Annotated in this window: 13 protein-coding genes and 1 pseudogene; 9 read left to right on the plus strand and 5 right to left on the minus strand. The window is 68.7% G+C overall.

What is annotated here, in order from left to right:
* Positions 1 to 149: 149 nt before the first annotated feature.
* Complete coding sequence (locus ACH5AO_RS25225) at positions 150 to 1,271, minus strand: sugar phosphate nucleotidyltransferase (RefSeq protein WP_398928289.1); 1,122 nt, start codon at positions 1,269 to 1,271, stop codon at positions 150 to 152.
* 4 nt (positions 1,272 to 1,275) lie between these two features.
* Positions 1,276 to 2,514, minus strand: coding sequence for a sedoheptulose 7-phosphate cyclase (locus tag ACH5AO_RS25230; protein ID WP_398928291.1), 1,239 nt, complete (start codon positions 2,512 to 2,514; stop codon positions 1,276 to 1,278).
* Positions 2,515 to 4,219: 1,705 nt separating this feature from the next.
* Between ACH5AO_RS25230 and ACH5AO_RS25235 the strand changes: the two genes are divergently transcribed.
* The 5 genes from ACH5AO_RS25235 to ACH5AO_RS25255 all read left to right on the plus strand — a co-directional run bounded on the left by ACH5AO_RS25235 (position 4,220) and on the right by ACH5AO_RS25255 (position 10,390).
* Complete coding sequence (locus ACH5AO_RS25235) at positions 4,220 to 5,158, plus strand: SDR family oxidoreductase (RefSeq protein WP_398928293.1); 939 nt, start codon at positions 4,220 to 4,222, stop codon at positions 5,156 to 5,158.
* Between the two features lie 91 nt (positions 5,159 to 5,249).
* On the plus strand, positions 5,250 to 6,746 hold the full coding sequence (locus ACH5AO_RS25240; RefSeq protein WP_398928295.1) for a trehalose-6-phosphate synthase: 1,497 nt from the start codon (positions 5,250 to 5,252) through the stop codon (positions 6,744 to 6,746).
* Positions 6,747 to 6,769: 23 nt separating this feature from the next.
* Complete coding sequence (locus ACH5AO_RS25245; RefSeq protein ID WP_398928297.1) at positions 6,770 to 8,044, plus strand: aspartate aminotransferase family protein; 1,275 nt, start codon at positions 6,770 to 6,772, stop codon at positions 8,042 to 8,044.
* Positions 8,041 to 9,042 carry an alcohol dehydrogenase catalytic domain-containing protein gene (locus tag ACH5AO_RS25250; protein ID WP_398928299.1) on the plus strand — a complete coding sequence of 334 codons (1,002 nt, stop codon included), beginning with the start codon at positions 8,041 to 8,043 and terminating at the stop codon, positions 9,040 to 9,042. The genes ACH5AO_RS25245 and ACH5AO_RS25250 overlap by 4 nt, the downstream gene beginning before the upstream one ends.
* 682 nt (positions 9,043 to 9,724) lie before the next feature.
* On the plus strand, positions 9,725 to 10,390 hold the full coding sequence (locus ACH5AO_RS25255) for an HAD family hydrolase (protein ID WP_398928301.1): 666 nt from the start codon (positions 9,725 to 9,727) through the stop codon (positions 10,388 to 10,390).
* Here ACH5AO_RS25255 and ACH5AO_RS25260 read toward each other — a convergent pair.
* Positions 10,375 to 10,590, minus strand: coding sequence for a hypothetical protein (locus ACH5AO_RS25260; protein ID WP_398928303.1), 216 nt, complete (start codon positions 10,588 to 10,590; stop codon positions 10,375 to 10,377). The genes ACH5AO_RS25255 and ACH5AO_RS25260 overlap by 16 nt on opposite strands.
* 42 nt (positions 10,591 to 10,632) lie before the next feature.
* Positions 10,633 to 10,824 (minus strand): annotated as a pseudogene (locus tag ACH5AO_RS25265) (hypothetical protein); the annotation flags it as partial.
* Between ACH5AO_RS25265 and ACH5AO_RS25270 the strand changes: the two are divergent.
* Positions 10,820 to 11,191 carry a hypothetical protein gene (locus ACH5AO_RS25270; protein WP_398928336.1) on the plus strand — a complete coding sequence of 124 codons (372 nt, stop codon included), beginning with the start codon at positions 10,820 to 10,822 and terminating at the stop codon, positions 11,189 to 11,191. The pseudogene ACH5AO_RS25265 and the gene ACH5AO_RS25270 overlap by 5 nt on opposite strands.
* A 330-nt stretch (positions 11,192 to 11,521) precedes the next feature.
* Here ACH5AO_RS25270 and ACH5AO_RS25275 read toward each other — a convergent pair whose 3' ends face one another.
* On the minus strand, positions 11,522 to 11,920 hold the full coding sequence (locus ACH5AO_RS25275) for an ArsR/SmtB family transcription factor (protein WP_398928305.1): 399 nt from the start codon (positions 11,918 to 11,920) through the stop codon (positions 11,522 to 11,524).
* A gap of 57 nt (positions 11,921 to 11,977) precedes the next feature.
* Here ACH5AO_RS25275 and ACH5AO_RS25280 point away from each other — a divergent pair, with 57 nt between their 5' ends.
* The 3 genes from ACH5AO_RS25280 (at position 11,978) to ACH5AO_RS25290 (ending at position 16,573) form a co-directional block, all read left to right on the plus strand.
* Positions 11,978 to 12,742 carry an SDR family NAD(P)-dependent oxidoreductase gene (locus ACH5AO_RS25280; RefSeq protein ID WP_398928307.1) on the plus strand — a complete coding sequence of 255 codons (765 nt, stop codon included), beginning with the start codon at positions 11,978 to 11,980 and terminating at the stop codon, positions 12,740 to 12,742.
* A gap of 782 nt (positions 12,743 to 13,524) precedes the next feature.
* Complete coding sequence (gene ilvC, locus ACH5AO_RS25285; protein WP_398928309.1) at positions 13,525 to 14,523, plus strand: ketol-acid reductoisomerase; 999 nt, start codon at positions 13,525 to 13,527, stop codon at positions 14,521 to 14,523.
* A 319-nt stretch (positions 14,524 to 14,842) separates the two neighbouring features.
* Complete coding sequence (locus ACH5AO_RS25290) at positions 14,843 to 16,573, plus strand: L-aspartate oxidase (RefSeq protein ID WP_398928311.1); 1,731 nt, start codon at positions 14,843 to 14,845, stop codon at positions 16,571 to 16,573.
* The last annotated feature ends 16 nt before the right edge of the window (positions 16,574 to 16,589 follow it).

Below are 16,589 nucleotides of genomic sequence, written 5' to 3' on the forward strand. Positions count from 1 at the left end.
GGCGAGTGTGCCGTACCGACCGAGCCCGTCGGTGGGTATTCGCTGTACGTCGTGCACCTCGGACGTGCCTGCTCTGATCCGGCCCACGCGCAGGGTCGTGCCACCGAGGTCGGCCACCACCAGGTCACACGGCGCGGGTGCAAGTGCCGTCACCGCGGGCCCTCTTCCTGCGCCGGCTCGCACTGCTGGACGGAGCCGTCCTCCAGCACGATGGCCGATGCCAGGTCTGCTCCGTCGGCCACCCGGGCGCCTGGCAGCACGACACAGTCGACCACGTGTGCGCCGGTACCGATGCGCGCGCCCGGGTACACCACACTGTTGACGATCTCGCCCTCGTTCACCACGTCGGCCGCCACGATGCTGGCGTGTCTGCCCGGCCCGTCCGGAACGAGGCGCCGTGGCACCTCGGGCGCAACGGTCAGCGGCATGTCGGTCAACGCGAGCGTCGGTTCGGCCCGCAGCAGCCCGCGGTGGGCGCGGTGGTAGCGGTCCACGGTGCCGATGTCCTCCCAGTAGCTCCTGATCTCGTACCCGCGGATCAGTTCGCCGCCGGCCAGCATCGCCGGGATGACGTCCCTGCTGATGTCGTGCTGCCAATCCGTGCCGTGCAGTTGTTCCAGGTAGCGCCGCAGCGTCGCCGCGTCGAAGAGGCAGAAGGCGGCGAACACCAGGTCGCCCGTGGGGTGGTGTGGCTTCTCTTCGAAGGCTGTGAGCAGGCCGTTTCCGTCGAACTCGACCATGCCGAACAGGTGCACGTACCGCCGCTCGATACGCTGGTACGAGACTGTCAGCGCGGCCTTCGACGCGCGGTGCTCGCGGATCATGTCGCCGTAGTCGAAACGGTAGACGTGGTCTGCGTGGAGCACGAGAATTTCCGAGGCCTCCGAGTCACCTCGCCCGAAGACGTACTCGGCCTTGTTGAGCAGTGCGTCGGCTGTGCCTCGTTCCAACGGCCAGGTACGGTCCGGTATCTGCTCGGGCAGCTTGCCCGGCGAGCTCCGGTACGCCGCGTCGTAGGGGCCGAAGCCTATCCGGAAGCCGTGGTGGCGCCTGTTCCACACCAGGTGCAGGTCGTCCATGAGGCGGCGCTCCTCGTACTGGGACAGCAGCAGGACGTCCCGCAGGCCCGACCGGTAGACATTGGCAATGCTGAAATCGATGAGGCGGGAGGTGCCGCCGAACGGCACCAGTGGCTTGAGCCTGCCGTGCCCCAACGACCCCATCCGCCGGCCTTCGCCGCCCGCCAGCAGTACGGCACGCACCCTGTTCATGCGCTCAGGCCCCCAGGTCGACGGGATCGCGCAGCGCCGGCTGCCGCGGCGCCTGCTCATGCTCGGCCAGCGCGAGCAGCGCGGCCTCGACCTCCTGTCGAGCGAGGTCGTTCACGAACACGGCGTCGCCGATCCCGCGGGGAAGGGGCAGGTGCTGCCATCCGTCCCGGTGCTTGACCGTGTCCGCGAGCGCCCTGTGCATCAGTTCCGGTGTGCACACCGGGTGGAGCACAGGCAGGCGGAGGAGGCGCATGACATCGAGGACACGGCCGAGTTCGGTTCCGGTCAGGAGCCCTCGGTGATGGGCGAGGACGGAGCTGAGCGCCATGTCGGTGCATACGGCCTCGCCGTGCAGCAACTCGGGCAGTGCCGCCATCTCGACGGTCGGCGAGAAGGAGTGTCCGAAGTCCACCAGGCGCCGTAGTTGGTGCTCCCAGAGATTGGGCTGGAGCTCCTGGAGCATGCCCTGGACTGCCCGGCACAGCACTGTGAGCGCCGCGCCACCTGCCGAGCCCTCGCCCGGTTGCATTCGCTGCTCGACCAGGCCCACGCCGTGCCTCTCCAGCAGATCGAACAGTTCGGCATCCTTGATCAGGGCTATCTTCAGGATCTCCGCGAGGCCGTTGCGTAGGTGCCGGGCATCGAGCGTGGCGAGGAAGCCGGGGTCGACGAGGGTCAGCGACGAGGGGTGATAGGCGCCCAACCGGTTCTTGTGCTCACGGAAGTTGACGCCGGTCTTGGCGCCGATGCCCGCGTCGATCATCCCGATGAGGGTCGTGGGTATGCGAACGTACGGCGTGGCCCTGCGGTACAGGCTCGCTGCAAGACCGACGATGTCCGTGAGCACCCCGCCGCCCATGGCAAGCACTGGTGCGTGGCGCCGCGGCACACCGAAGGCGTCCATCGCGCCCACGACTTCGAAGACGGTCTCCATGACCTTCACCGACTCGTGTGCGTCGATGACGCACAGCTGGAACTCCACGTCATGGCCCGCCAGGTAGGCGGCAAGCCGCTCCCCGTAGAGGGAGTGCACCGTGGCGTCGATCACGATGAGCCGGCGTGCGGGTGCCGTACCGGACATGAGGGCGTGGGCGAGCGCCGGATTCGCCGGATCGAGCAGCTGCGGCTGGATCCTGACGTCGTAGCTCACCTCCTTCAGCGCGCTCACCCGCCAGGCTGCGCCGCCTTGCGTCGTGTAGTCGTACAGACGATCACCGGGGGCTAAGGAACTTTGTGCGGTCATGGTCGTCGACCTCTCATGGTGAAAAGGAGGAGTGGTGGGACCGGGTGCGAGCAGCCGCAGGAGCAGGCCGCGAGACAGGGCCGCGGCACGCGGTGTGAAGAAGACCGTTACTCGAGTGTGCTCCGGGTGCACACGAGCATCATGGTGACGAGGTGACGGCCCGAGACGGCGTGTGGCTTTTCGGACGGCGGCGGTGTGCGTCCCACAGCAGGTGCCAGGGGCACACTGGTGTCGGGTAGGGGATGGGAGTTCGATCGCGGTGTGATGTGGGGGCGTTCACCCATGGACGCGATGCCACTGTCTGATCGGGCTTTCCGCGCACCACGCCTGCATCGAGCGGTGAGCCGCCGATACGGCGTTTCCTCCGCGGCTTCGGAATCACTCTTTGGTGAGCGATCTATAGATCATTGATCTAAATCCGTGAGCATGACCCTTGTCAAGGGGTGCGCGGTCCTACATGTCCGCCTTGCGCTCGATTGTTTGATCACACCGTGTCTTGAGGCCATTTTCGGCCATCGATATATTGCTCAAAAAGGGATATAGGGGGTCCGGCGGGCGTGGTTCCTGTGAGGTACGGGAGCGCTGCAAAAGCGATCAAGCCAAAAACACTGTGTTTTTTAAGATAGAACATTGTGCTCTTGACAGCTAGTTGTTCGCTGCTTGTAATGGGTAAAGATGTGAAGCTCATGAGTCACCCACGGTCAAGCGGAGAGAAACCATGCTCTCGTGGTACATGAAGCGCGCAGCTGCTGCCCCGCTGGTCACGGGCGCGTGGCGGCGGAAATCGGACTGGGCGCAGGAGCGACCTCCGCAGCGCCGGCCGCCTGGAACGAACATCCTGACTTATGCAACAGCCTTCAATGATGCCGAGCCTGCGCCGACGCGTTCAACGCCCGTCCGGGCCGGCACGAGAGCGGTAGTGGAATCTTCTGCGGCTGCTCGAGCGCCGGCCCGGGGCAGAGATACGCGCATGGGCTGAACTCCGCTCATCCCCTGGCGCCCGTGGAGCGGGCCGTGGGATGTACAGGCGATGACGGCGGACCGGCACGTGGCAACACTCATGGCTTTTCGCGGGCCGCATCGTGTTGCGGCGAGCCAGGAGCACCGTCGCAAGGAAATCGCCGAACCGGCAGTCGTGTCCGCGGACAAGAGGACCACACCATGACCCGCTACGAGGAATGCGGTCCGGCGAGTCTGGTGAAAGAAGCGGCGGAGAAAGGAAGGAGCAGGTGCCGCCGCATGCCGGATGATCGCACCGTGCAGGACGCCCCGGCCTCGAAACCGGGCCGTGCGTACCGGTCGACGCGCATGTCGGCCGATCACCCGGACCGGCGCGAGGGTGACGTGGTTCCTCTCTCCGCCACGTCGCCCGCTTTTGGCGGGAGAGGAATCCGAAGCCGCACCGGTCGGGCCTCTTCGCACCGCCGAAGGAACCGGTGTCCGCGGAGAGGGCCGCTGACATCGCCGGGCTGCGTCTGGACCCGCGCGGAGCACCGGACCGGATCCAGCCGGTGCTGAACCTCTGCCGCCACCAGTACCGCACCCACGACGGTGGCACGGCATCACGAACCCATTCGGCACGTGCCCGACGTCGGCACCGGCAAGGGCATCCGCGTGGCCGTCGGCACGACGGAACTGAACGCCCGCTCACCCGATCGGGACATGCTCCGCCATGTCCGCCCGCCGCATCAGCTGGAGGATGCACATGTCCCATCGTCGCCCGTCGCCCCTCGCCCCCCGGCCGACGGCGGGCGCCGCCGTGCCCGGCAGGGTCCTGATCATCGGCTCCGGCTACCTCGCCGGGCACATAGCCGCCCGCCTCACCGGGCTCGGTGCCGAGACGGTCCTCAGCTCCCGGCGAGCCCCGGTCATCCCCGAGAACCGTGGTGTGCGCTGGAGCCAGGTCGACGTCACGTCGGGCCCCCAGGTGGCCACCTTGATGGAGGCCGTCCAGCCCGACGCCGTGGTGGCCGTGCACGGCCCGTCCGACATCACTTGGTGCGAGGCACACCCCGAGGAGGCGTACGAGGCCCACCACGGCGGTGCTCGCAACATCGCAGCCGCGCTGGACGGCCGGCCCGTCCTGCTGGTGTCGACCGACAACATCTTCCCCGGCAGGGAGGAGTCCCACGGCGAGTCAGCGCGGACCTCCCCGGTCAACGCCTACGGCCGGGCGAAGCTCGCGGCCGAGCGGGAACTGCTCGCCACCTCCTCCGCCCTCGTCCTGCGGGTGAGTCTGGTCTACGGCTGGGAGGATCTCGGCCCACGGCCCAACTTCCTCACCAGTGTGACTCGTTCGCTGATGCGCGGGGAGCGGCTGCGGATCCCCGATGACCACTGGAACACGCCCGTTCTCGTGGAGGACGTGGCCGCGTGGGCGGCGACGCTGATGAGTTCCGGTCGCACCGGGACGCTGCACCTCGGCGGGCCGCGTCGCATCGGCCGAGTCGACTGGGCCAGGCACATCGCCCGGCAGATCGGCGCGGATCCCTCGCTCATCGTGCCGACGCCACGGGTCGGTACGGTCTATGCCTGCCGGCCGCGCAACGCCTGTCTGCACAGCGAGATCGCTGCGCAACTGCCCGAACTCCAGCGCCACCGTCCGGTCGACGTCCTCGAAGCCACCCGGGTCCTGATCTCCTAGCGCCGCCACCCGCACTTTTGAACCGAACACACACCATCCTGCCCACCCCGGCCGGCCCGCTTCCGGCCCTCGACCCTCGATCGGGGTACACGTGACCGGATCTGGAATCTTCCTCGCCAGCAAGCGCGCGGCGATCACCTACGACACCGACCCCACCACCGGCGAACCTCGCGCCTGGCTGGCCCCCGGCGGCACCGGCAACGTCGTCGCCGAACAGGCCGGCGTCCTCGACATCTCCTGGATAGCCAGCGCCGACTCCGAGGACGACCGCCGCGTCTCGGCGCGCAACCCCGACGGCGTGACCATGGAACTGCACTCCGGCCGGGAGATCCTGGTCCGGCTCATCAGGCACGACCCCGCTGTCTTCCGCAACGTGCAGAACTTCATGACCGCCGACCTGATGTGGGCGGCCAACAACTACGGCTGGGACCGTTGGACCCAGCCCTCGTTCGGCTCCGACACCCGCCAAGGCTGGGCGGACTTCGGTCGCTTCACGCAAGACTTCGCTGACGCGATCCTCAAGAGCTCGGCCCACTCGTCGGACCCCGTCTATCTCGTCCACGACTATCAGCTGGTCGGGGTTCCCGCGCTGCTGCGCGAACAGCGGCCACACGCGCCGATCCTGGTCTTCGTGCACATCCCGTGGCCGTCGGCCGACTACTGGAAGGTGCTGCCCAAGGAGATCCGCACCGGCATACTCACCGGCATGCTCCCCGCCACCACGATCGGTTTCTTCGCCGACCGCTGGTGCCGCAACTTCCTGGAAAGCGTGGCCGATCTCTTGCCCGACGCCCGGATCGACCGCAAGGCGATGACCGTCGAGTGGCGCGGCCACCGCACCCGATTGCGCGCCATGCCGCTCGGCTACAGTCCGCTGACCCTCGACGGCCGCAACCCGCGACTGCCCGACGGGATCGAGGAGTGGGCAGACGGCCACCGGCTGGTCGTGCACAGCGGGCGCACCGACCCGATCAAGAACGCCGAACGCGCGGTACGCGCCTTCGTCCTGGCCGCCCGGGGCGGCGGGCTCGAGAAGACCCGCATGCTGGTGCGGATGAACCCCAACCGACTGTACGTACCGGCCAACGCCGACTACGTACACCGGGTGGAGACCGCCGTCGCCGAGGCCAACGCCGAGCTGGGCCCCGACACCGTGCGCATGGACAACGACAACGACGTGAACCACACCATCGCGTGCTTCCGCCGGGCCGATCTGCTCATCTTCAACTCAACCGTCGACGGACAGAACCTCAGCGCGTTCGAAGCGTCACTGGTCAACGAACGCGACGCCGACGTCATTCTTTCGGAAACCTGTGGCGCGGCCGAGGTCCTGGGCGAGTACTGCCGCAGCGTCAACCCCTTCGATCTCGTCGAGCAGGCCGAGGCTGTCTCCGCCGCGCTCACGACCGGGCCCCGGCAGCGGGCGGAGGCCGCTGCCCGCCGTCGTGACGTTGCCCGTCCCTGGACGCTCGAAGCCTGGGTGCAGGCCCAGCTGGACGGGCTCACCGCCGACCACGCGGCATCCCGCACGACAACCGCTGAACGCCACGATGCCGCACCGGCCGTCGCGGCACGAGCTGACCTCTGACCACCGTGACCACGGAGCGCGCCATGGCGATGACAGAAAGCCTTCCTGCGCCGCAGGAAGCGGCTCAGTACCAGCTCGGCGACATCATGCTGGTGCGCGGCGAGGGCATCCGTGCCTGGGACGCCGAGGGGCGTGAGTTCCTCGACTGCGTCTCCGGCACCTTCAACCTGCTCCTCGGACACAATCATCCGGAGGTGATGGCCGCCGTACGGGAACAGACCGAGCGGCTCGTATTCGCCAGCTCGTCCTTCCAGACCGAACCCACCAACCGGGTCATCCAGGAACTGGCCGCCATCAGTCCGTCCAACCTCACGCGGGTCAATCTGCGCAGCTCCAGCGGCTCCACGGCCAACGAGGGCGCCATCAAGATGGCCCAGTTGCATACGGGCCGTCGCGACGTCATCGTGCCGTTCCGCGCCCACCTCGGCCAGAGCCTCGCGACGGCCGGCCTCAACGGCACCACCAAGATGCGCGCACCGTTCCCGCACCGCTACCCCGGCGGGCTTCACGTGCCGGGCCCCTACTGTTTCCGTTGCTTCTACCGCCAGACCCCCGAGAGCTGCGGCATGCTCTGTGTCGACCGCATCGAAGACTTCATCGCTTATGCCAGCTCCGGCAGCGTGGCCTGCGTGGTGATCGAGCCGATCAGCGGTGCGGGCGGGAACATCGTCCCGCCCGACGGTTACCTCCAGGAGCTGCGCCGGTTCTGCGACGAGCACGGGATCGTGCTGGTCTTCGACGAGATCCAGACCGGGCTGGGCCGCACCGGGCAGATGTTCGCCGCCGACCACTTCGGTGTCCAGCCGCACATGATGACCCTCGCCAAGGGGCTCACCGGCAGCGGCCTCCCGATGGCCGCCATCCTCACCGAGGAACGCATGGCCGACTGGGACCGTAGCCTGCACAGCTTCACCTACGGCAGCTACACCCTGTCGGCGGCGGCCGCCCTGGCCACCCTGGAGATCGTCCAGCGGCCCGGCTTCCTGGAGAACGTACGAGCCAGCGGCGACGTGCTCCTCAGCCGGCTACGAGATCTCCAGAAGGACAACCCTGTGATCGGTGACGTCCGGGGGGTCGGTCTGATGATCGGGGTGGAGTTGGTGGAACCCGACGGCACCAAGGCCGTCGCCCGCGCCCACGCCTACCAGCGGTCGCTCCAGAGGCACGGCGTCCTCACCCGTGTCTCCGAGCACGGAGACGGCAGCACGATCGAGTTGCGCCCGCCGCTCATTCTCACACCTGCCGACGCCCACACAGTCGCCGACCGGTTCGGCGAGGCGCTGGAGGTCATCGCATGAGAGTGACCCTGGAGGAGGGCGGGCCCCGCCTGCGCCGCTCGCCGCCGCCGCGCCCGCGCGAGGATTCCGCTGTACTCGTCGACGTCGAGCTGGCCGCGCTGTGCCGCTCCGACCTCAAAGAGGTGACTGGTACCCGCCACGGCCCCAGCCAGTTCGGGCACGAACTCGTCGGCACCGTTTGCGAGTCCACCACCCCCGCACTCGCCGAAGGCACTCGCGTCGTCCTGGACCCGAACGTGATGGTGGACCGGAGCACCGGGTTCGCCGACCAGATGTGGGCGGCGGGACCGGCAGACCTGCTGCGACATGCCCTACAGCCGGTGCCGCACGGACCGGCCGCCCGCCGCCTGGTCTTCGCCGAGCCGACTGCCTGCGCCCAGCACTGTCTGAGCGCCATCAAACGGCAGGTCGGTGATCTGCGGGGTGCCCAAGTCGTGGTGCTCGGTGCCGGGACCGCCGGACTCCTCATCACGGCGCTCGCCGATCGAGCGGGCGCCCGGGCGTCGGTCTGCAACCGGAGCCGCGCCCGGACGGATGCGGCCCGCAAGGCCGGCCTGCTCGACGTACCCATGCTGCTCTTCGGCGAACCGACCGGAGGCAGAGCCGACGTGGTGGTGATTGCCACCAGTTTCGTGCTGACCGCCGTGCTGGACGAGGCGCTGCGCCTGGTCGCGCCTGGTGGTCTGGTACTGCTGTACGGTGGCACCGCGCCGGGTGACCGGCACCCTGGACTGGAATGCGACCTGGACCGAGTACGGCGCACCGGAAGCGTCGCTTCCTGCACCTGGAAGGGCCGCTTGCTTCGAGTGGCCGGCAGCTACGGCACGACCCCACAGGATTTCGCCGCCGCGATCGGTGACCTCACCGACGTCGCGACGCCTCTGCGCGCTGAAGCCCTGGTGGCTGCCGAAGTGGACCTGCCAGGGCTGCTCGGACTGCTGCGGGCCCCGGACGCCCTCGGACCCGGCAAGATCGTTGTTCGTCCCCGACCCTCCTGACGGACCCCCACGACGGTGGGTGCGCCTCCGAGGCCGCTGTGCCGTGTCAAGCCGGTTGAACGGGTTCTTTCTCGTTCGGCTGACTCCTTCGTTCGCGAATCCCGGGAATGCGGAACGTGCTGTCAGGCCCGCCCCGGCCGGCCGGATTGCGCCCGGTCACCGATCCCTTTCCCGCTCTGCCCGCGGCCGCGTCCACGATCACCGACGTCCGGTCCGGTTCTCCCCGCACTCCCGGCCGGTCCGGTGTCCCCTGGTGCGGACGCCACCACGGCCCGGCCCGGGTCCACAGTGCAGACCGCCGACGCACGGGGGCCGGAGAGACGCCGAAGGACCCGGGCAGACGGCACCGGGCGCACCCGCTGGTCCGTACGCGCGCCACCGTGGTGAACACATCACGCTCATCACGCGGGGCCGCGCCCCCGGCCCCGCGGACGCGATGCAAACGAGGGAGGCGACGGAGCCACCGGAGTCCACGACTCGTCAGGCACCAGCCGCTTCGACGGACCACCGCTCGTGGAAGGACATCATGCCGCATCGTCAGCACCACGGACTCCAGAACAACTCCATCGCATGAGTTCCAGCGCTCTCGCGCAGAAGCAGCGCACTTCCGATCCGCGCGATCCACCGCCGCGCACCGTCTCGAAGGCCGCAAAGAAATAGAACGAGGAGCGAGGTCCGACTGATGTACAAGGCTGCACTTTTCGATCTGGACGGCACATTGATCAACACGGAACACAAGAATCGAGAGGCTTGGGCGCGCCTCTTCCGCAGGCATCGCGTCCCGTATGACGACTCCGTATTGCGCAGCTTCACGGGCCGTCCCGCGAAGGAGGCCATGGCGGACCATGTCGCGTCCTTTGACGGATACGGCGTCGATGAACTGTGCGCCGAGGCGGCGGCGTACGCTGCTCTTCCTGACATGCCGACCGCCGTCACGGTCGACGGGGCTGTGGAATTGCTCCACCGGTTGCAGCGAGCGGGGGTACCTCTTGGAGTGGTCACCTCGGGCCCGCGTGAGTACGCCGAGAGTGCGCTCACGACCCTCGGGACGCTACGACTACTGGATGTTCTGGTCACCGCCGACGACGTCTCCCGAGGAAAACCCGACCCCGAGGGTTACAGTGCCGCGTGTTCGGCATTGAATGTGGATCCGAGTCAAGCGATAGTATTCGAGGATGCACCAGCCGGCATCCTCGCAGCCAGGCGTGCGGGAATCTTCTGTGTCGCCCTGACAACAACGCACGAGGCTGAGGACCTCACGGAAGCGGATGTGATCATCAAGGATCTGACTGATGTGCGCTGGCCGAATATCAGGTCCTCCTCCGGAACGGATCACAATGTCGTGTGATCCTTCGGCGGTTCGGTCGCAGCAGCTGCAAGCTGTATTCTTTGTGGTGGGGTCAGCACATCGCGGCAGCGGGCAATGTCAGCGATGGATTGCTCATCCACCCCGAGCGCGCCCTGATTCCTCTTTACCTCCTGGAACACCTCACGGATTTCCCACTTCGATATCCCAAACGACTTCTCCGATGACTTCAACCGGTTCATCGACTCCTCCCGGAGAGCGTCCGGTCGGGCAAACTCCCACAGTCACGAGTGACCCGGCCTTTTCGCTCCACCCTCATTACAGCGGGTGGTCGAGCACCGCAGTCCGCGGAGGAGCCGCCGGGACCTGAGAGTGGCGACGGCCAGCTCGACCAAGGCCCGAATCTTCGCGTGGGGCCGGCTCACTCCTTGCCGGCCTGTGGAAAAGGCCCCCCGCCGGCCCCCGGCAGGGGTGCGGAAGCGCCACGGAATCCCGGCGCCGGCCTCCCTGGCCGGCCTGCGGCACCCGGAGAACCCGGACTTCAACATGCCTGCCGCCTTCTACGACGGAGACGCCACGAACCCGGAGACCGCCTCTGCCGTCTCCCGGCTCGTGCCGCAGTCGCTGCGCTCCGACTTCGAGACCGTACGGCACGCGGGACGGAGGTCCGTGCCCAACGGTTACGTGATCCCGGACGAGGACGTGTCCATGGCCGCGCGGATGGCGGCGCGTGCCGACACCGTCTACCGGTGTCCCGGGCACCACGCGTCCTTCTGTTCACACCCTGGCGATTTCGCCGAGATCCTCCTGAGGATCGCCGAAGGTACGACGCGCCGGTCCTGAACGAGGCGGCGCCGAACCGAACGGACCGCGGGGTCCCGGCAAGGCGGCGGTATCGGCGGTCAAGGGCACGGCAACGGTGAGGGCCACGTCCGAGTGGACAGGTGCGGATGCCGTGACCCCGCACGCACCGCTTCGGCAGGTCCGCGGGTGGACGGGGCGACCCGTCCGTGCGGGCCGCAGGGCCGAGCCGGGCCGGTGCCCCGATGGTGGCTGCTCACTTTCTGCTGGTAGCCGAGTCGTTCGTGATGACGTTCTCGCTGTTGACTCACACGTTTGTGATGTGTTCCTGTGACACGGGCCATGCACGAAGAAGGCGTGGTCCGGTCCCGGTCAGCGGGTCCGTGGACTTCTCGCAGGCGCGCATCGTTCCCTCGACGGGACGACGGAGGTGTCGTGGGCCAGGCCGACCCCGGCGCCGACGTCGGTGGCGTCCGCCGCGCTCAGAAGGGCGGCCAGCAGGCCCGGGAAGCGTGCGTCGAGGTCGTCACGGCGCAGTTCGACGAAGCAGCGTGTGCCCTCTTGCCGGGTACGGGTGACGCCGGCGTCGCGCAGCACGCTCAGGTGGTGACTGAGGGTGGACTTGGCCACCGGTGCGCGCAGTTCGCCCCAGCCGCGTTCGTGACCGTCGGACAGGACTCGCACCAGACCGACCCGGATCGGGTCGCTGAGCGCGCTCATCACCGACAGAACCTCTATCTCGTTCCGCTCCGGGTGCCACACGTTTCTCATGAAGACAATGTTATGTTGTTGTTCTTCGTTCTACGAACACCGAACAATGGGAGTGTCATGGCTGTCCCGCCACACTTCGACCTCACCGGGCAGGTTGTCGTCGTCACCGGGGCCGGCTCCGGTATCGGCCGCGCCACCGCACATGCCTTCGCCGACGCCGGGGCACACGTTCTGGGCGTCGGACGCCGCAAGGACGCCCTGGAGGAAACCGCTGCCGACCGTCCCCGCATCACCCCTCACCCGGCCGACCTGCTCACCGACGGCACACCCCAGGAGGTGATCGACGCCGCGGTCGAACGGTGGGGGCACCTCGACGTCCTGGTCAATAACGCCGGCGCCACTCGAATGATGCCGCTGGCCGAGACCACCGCCGCGGGCATCGCCGCCCTGTTCGAACTCAACGTCACCGCACCGAGCCTGCTGGGCCGCGCCGCCCTGCCTCACCTGCGCCGACGCCGCGGCACCATCGTGAACGTCTCCAGCACCTACGGGCACCGGCCGTTGCCCGGTGCCGCCCATTACGCGGCCTCCAAGGCGGCTCTGGAGCAGCTCACCCGCACCTGGGCCCGGGAGCTGGCCGCCGACGGCATCCGTGTCAACGCCGTGGCTCCCGGCCCGACCGAGAGTGAGGCACTGGCCGCGGCCGGACTGCCCGCGTCGGCCGTGGAACAGGTCAAGCGGGAGGAGGCCGGTCGCATCCCCCTCGGGCGCCGCGGCGAACCGCAGGAGATCGCCGCCTGGATCCTGCGCCTGGCCGACCCCACCGCCACCTGGCTCACCGGGCAGGTCCTCACCGTCGACGGCGGTCTGGAACTCGCATAGTCACGGTGCGCCCTTCGGCACCCGCGGCACGGGCCGAGACCTCTGACGAAGGACTTTTTCGGCCTTCGGCGGCAGTACTGGCCGACGTACACAGGCCGAGACAGGGCTGTCGCCTCGTAACCCGGGTTCACCACCGGGGCCCGACCGAGGTCGCACCCCTCCGGGACGAACAGTGCGACCGCCGAAGCGTCCGGGGCGGAGACCTCGGCTCGTCCGTCACGCCGGGACCGGCTCGCCCGTCGGCTCGATCAGCGGCTTGTCCACCTTCCAGATGTACCGGCAGCTCCGGCTTCCAGATGTACCGGCAACTCCGGTCGCTGCGTTCCGAAGCCCTCCACTCGCCGGCGACCGAGGCCCTTCACACCCGGCGGACCGTGTCCCCTCCAGCTCCGACCGCCCTGGGCCTGCGTCGTCGGCCGTGATCCGCACGAACTCGCCCTCGGATACGCCCCCACCCCCCGGAGCTCGTACGTACCTCGTCTCTCCCGAGGCGAGCACGCGGCACCAGCCGACCGGGTGGAGGCGGAGCAGGCCACGTGACGGCTGAGCAAGGGTCCGGAGTCCGGGATCCGTCCGCTGGAGGGGGAACCCGGGCCGTACGAGAGCAAAGTTTTGGACATCCGGTTTCCACGCTCTCCCACCGTGTTGTTCCGGGGGCGGATACCAGCACAAAGCTTCGTCGGGATCATTCGTGTGCACCCGGGACTGAGATAGTGTGATCTGGCCCCGGCCGCGGTCAGCGCCTGCCGGGCGTTCTCCCCTCACACGGAAAGGCAGTCCTCATGGCCGAGCTGTTCTACGACGCCGATGCCGACCTGTCCATCATCCAGGGCCGCAAGGTCGCGGTCATCGGTTACGGCAGCCAGGGCCACGCCCACGCCCTGTCGCTGCGTGACTCGGGTGTCGACGTGCGTGTCGGTCTGCACGAGGGCTCCACGTCCAAGGCCAAGGCCGAGGAGCAGGGCCTGCGGGTGGTGAGCCCGTCCGAGGCCGCCGCCGAGGCCGACGTCATCATGATCCTGGTCCCGGACCCGATCCAGGCCGAGGTCTACGAGAAGCACATCAAGGACAACCTGAAGGACGGCGACGCGCTGTTCTTCGGCCACGGCCTGAACATCCGCTACGGCTTCATCAAGCCCCCGGCCGGCGTGGACGTCTGCATGGTCGCCCCCAAGGGCCCGGGCCACCTGGTGCGCCGTCAGTACGAGGAGGGCCGCGGCGTCCCCTGTCTCGTCGCCGTCGAGCAGGACGCCACGGGCAAGGCGTTCGACCTGGCCCTGTCGTACGCGAAGGGCATCGGCGGCACCCGCGCCGGCGTCATCAAGACGACCTTCACCGAGGAGACCGAGACCGACCTGTTCGGCGAGCAGGCCGTCCTGGCCGGCGGCACGACGGCGCTGGTGAAGGCGGGCTTCGAGACGCTGACCGAGGCGGGCTACCAGCCGGAGATCGCCTACTTCGAGTGCCTGCACGAGCTGAAGCTGATCGTGGACCTCATGTACGAGGGCGGCCTGGAGAAGATGCGCTGGTCGATCTCCGAGACCGCCGAGTGGGGCGACTACGTCACCGGCCCGCGGATCATCACCGACGCCACCAAGGCCGAGATGAAGAAGGTCCTCGCCGAGATCCAGGACGGCACCTTCGCCAAGAACTGGATGGACGAGTACCACGGCGGCCTGAAGAAGTACAACGAGTACAAGAAGCAGGACTCCGAGCACCTCCTGGAGACCACCGGCAAGGAGCTGCGCAAGCTCATGAGCTGGGTCGACGAGCAGGCTTGAGGGCCGGGTCCGAGCGGCCGCCCGTGGTCTGCCGGCGTTTCGCGCACGGCTCACGAGGCGAGCGGTACGGTCGGCACGTCCGTCCGGCGCCGGGCTCCGCAGCCCGCGTACCGGGCGGAAGGGCGGTGAACGGCACATGACGGCGGGCGGGACCGTGTCGTCCCGCGGCGGTGACCGGGAACGCGGCTCCGGCGTCCCGCCGGTCCGCGGAGCCGGCTGCCACGAGCGCGCCATGGCGGAGCGGCCTTCTCCGCCCGATGTCACGGACACCCGCGTGAACCGGTCGTTATAGGTGACGAACCGAACGATCGGAGCAATTGTGGCTGTCACAGAAAAACGTCTGTCCACCGGTGTGCTGGTGATCGGTACGGGGGGAGCCGGTCTGCGGGCGTCGATCGAGCTGGCCGAGGCCGGTGTCGATGTGCTCGCCGTCGGCAAGCGTCCCAAGGAGGACGCCCACACCTCGCTCGCGGCCGGCGGGATCAACGCGGCCCTGGCCACGATGGATCCGGAGGACAGCTGGCAGCAGCACGCGGCGGACACGCTCAAGGAGAGCTACCTGCTCGGCGACCCCCGCACCGCCGAGATCGTCACCCGGGGCGCCGCCCTGGGCATCGACGACCTGGAGCGCTACGGCATGGCCTTCGCCCGGGAGGAGGACGGCCGGATCTCCCAGCGCTTCTTCGGCGCGCACACGTTCCGGCGCACCGCCTTCGCGGGCGACTACACCGGGCTGGAGATCCAGCGCACGCTCATCAGGCGGGCGGAGCAGCTCGACGTCCCGGTGCTCGACGGCGTGTACATCACCCGGATCCTGACCCACGAGGGTGCCGTCTTCGGTGCCTACGGCTTCGATCTCACGGACGGCACGCGCTACCTCGTCCACGCCGACGCCGTCATCCTCGCGGCGGGCGGGCACACCCGCATCTGGCGGCGCACGTCGTCGCGGCGCGACGAGAACACCGGTGACTCGTTCCGGCTCGCCGTGGAGGCCGGGGCCCGGCTGCGCGACCCGGAGCTGGTCCAGTTCCACCCCTCCGGGATCATCGAGCCGGAGAACGCGGCCGGCACCCTGGTCAGCGAGGCCGCGCGCGGGGAGGGCGGCATCCTGCGCAACGCGCTCGGCGAGCGGTACATGAGCCGCTACGACCCCGAGCGCATGGAACTGTCCACCCGCGACCGGGTCGCCCTGGCCTCCTACACGGAGATCAAGGAGGGCCGAGGCACGGAGAAGGGCGGCGTGTGGCTCGACGTCTCGCACCTGTCCCGGCAGACGATCATGAACCGGCTGCCCCGGGTCTACCAGACCCTGCTGGACCTGCAGATGCTGGACATCACCCGTGACCCGATCGAGGTCGCGCCGACGGCGCACTACTCGATGGGCGGGGTCTGGGTCCGCCCGGAGGACCACAGCACCGACGTCCGCGGCCTGTACGCCATCGGCGAGGCGTCGAGCGGGCTGCACGGTGCCAACCGGCTCGGCGGCAACAGCCTCATCGAGCTGCTGGTGTACGGCCGTATCACCGGGCAGGCGGCCGCCGCCTACTCGGAGTCGCTGACGGCACAGCCGCGGTCCGCGCAGGCGGTGGCCGAGGCCCGTGCGGAGGTCGACGGCCTCCTCGCCGCCGACGGTCCGGAGAACGTCCGGGCCCTGCAACGCGCCATCCGCGACACCATGACCGAGCACGCGGGCGTCGTACGGGACGAGGAGGGCCTGCGGACCGGGCTGGCGGAGCTCGCCGCGATCGAGAAGCGGATGGAGGACGTCGGCGTCCATCCCGACATCGCCGGCTTCCAGGACCTGGCGCACGCCTTCGACCTCAAGTCCGCCGCGCTCGCCGCCCGGGCCACGCTCGAGGCGGCGCTCGAACGCCGGGAGACCCGCGGCTGCCACAACCGCAGCGACCATCCGGACATGGACCCCGCGCTCCAGGTGAACCTCGTGTGGTCACCGACGACGGGTGTCACCCGGGAGAGCATCGCGCCCGTCCCGGCGGAGATAGCGGCGCTCATGCAGGACGTCTCCACCGAGGGCAAGCTCGTCGAGTGACCCCGGGGCGCGGAGG

The sequence above is a fragment of the Streptomyces sp. NPDC018964 genome (assembly GCF_044390325.1).
Lineage (GTDB): Bacteria > Actinomycetota > Actinomycetes > Streptomycetales > Streptomycetaceae > Streptomyces.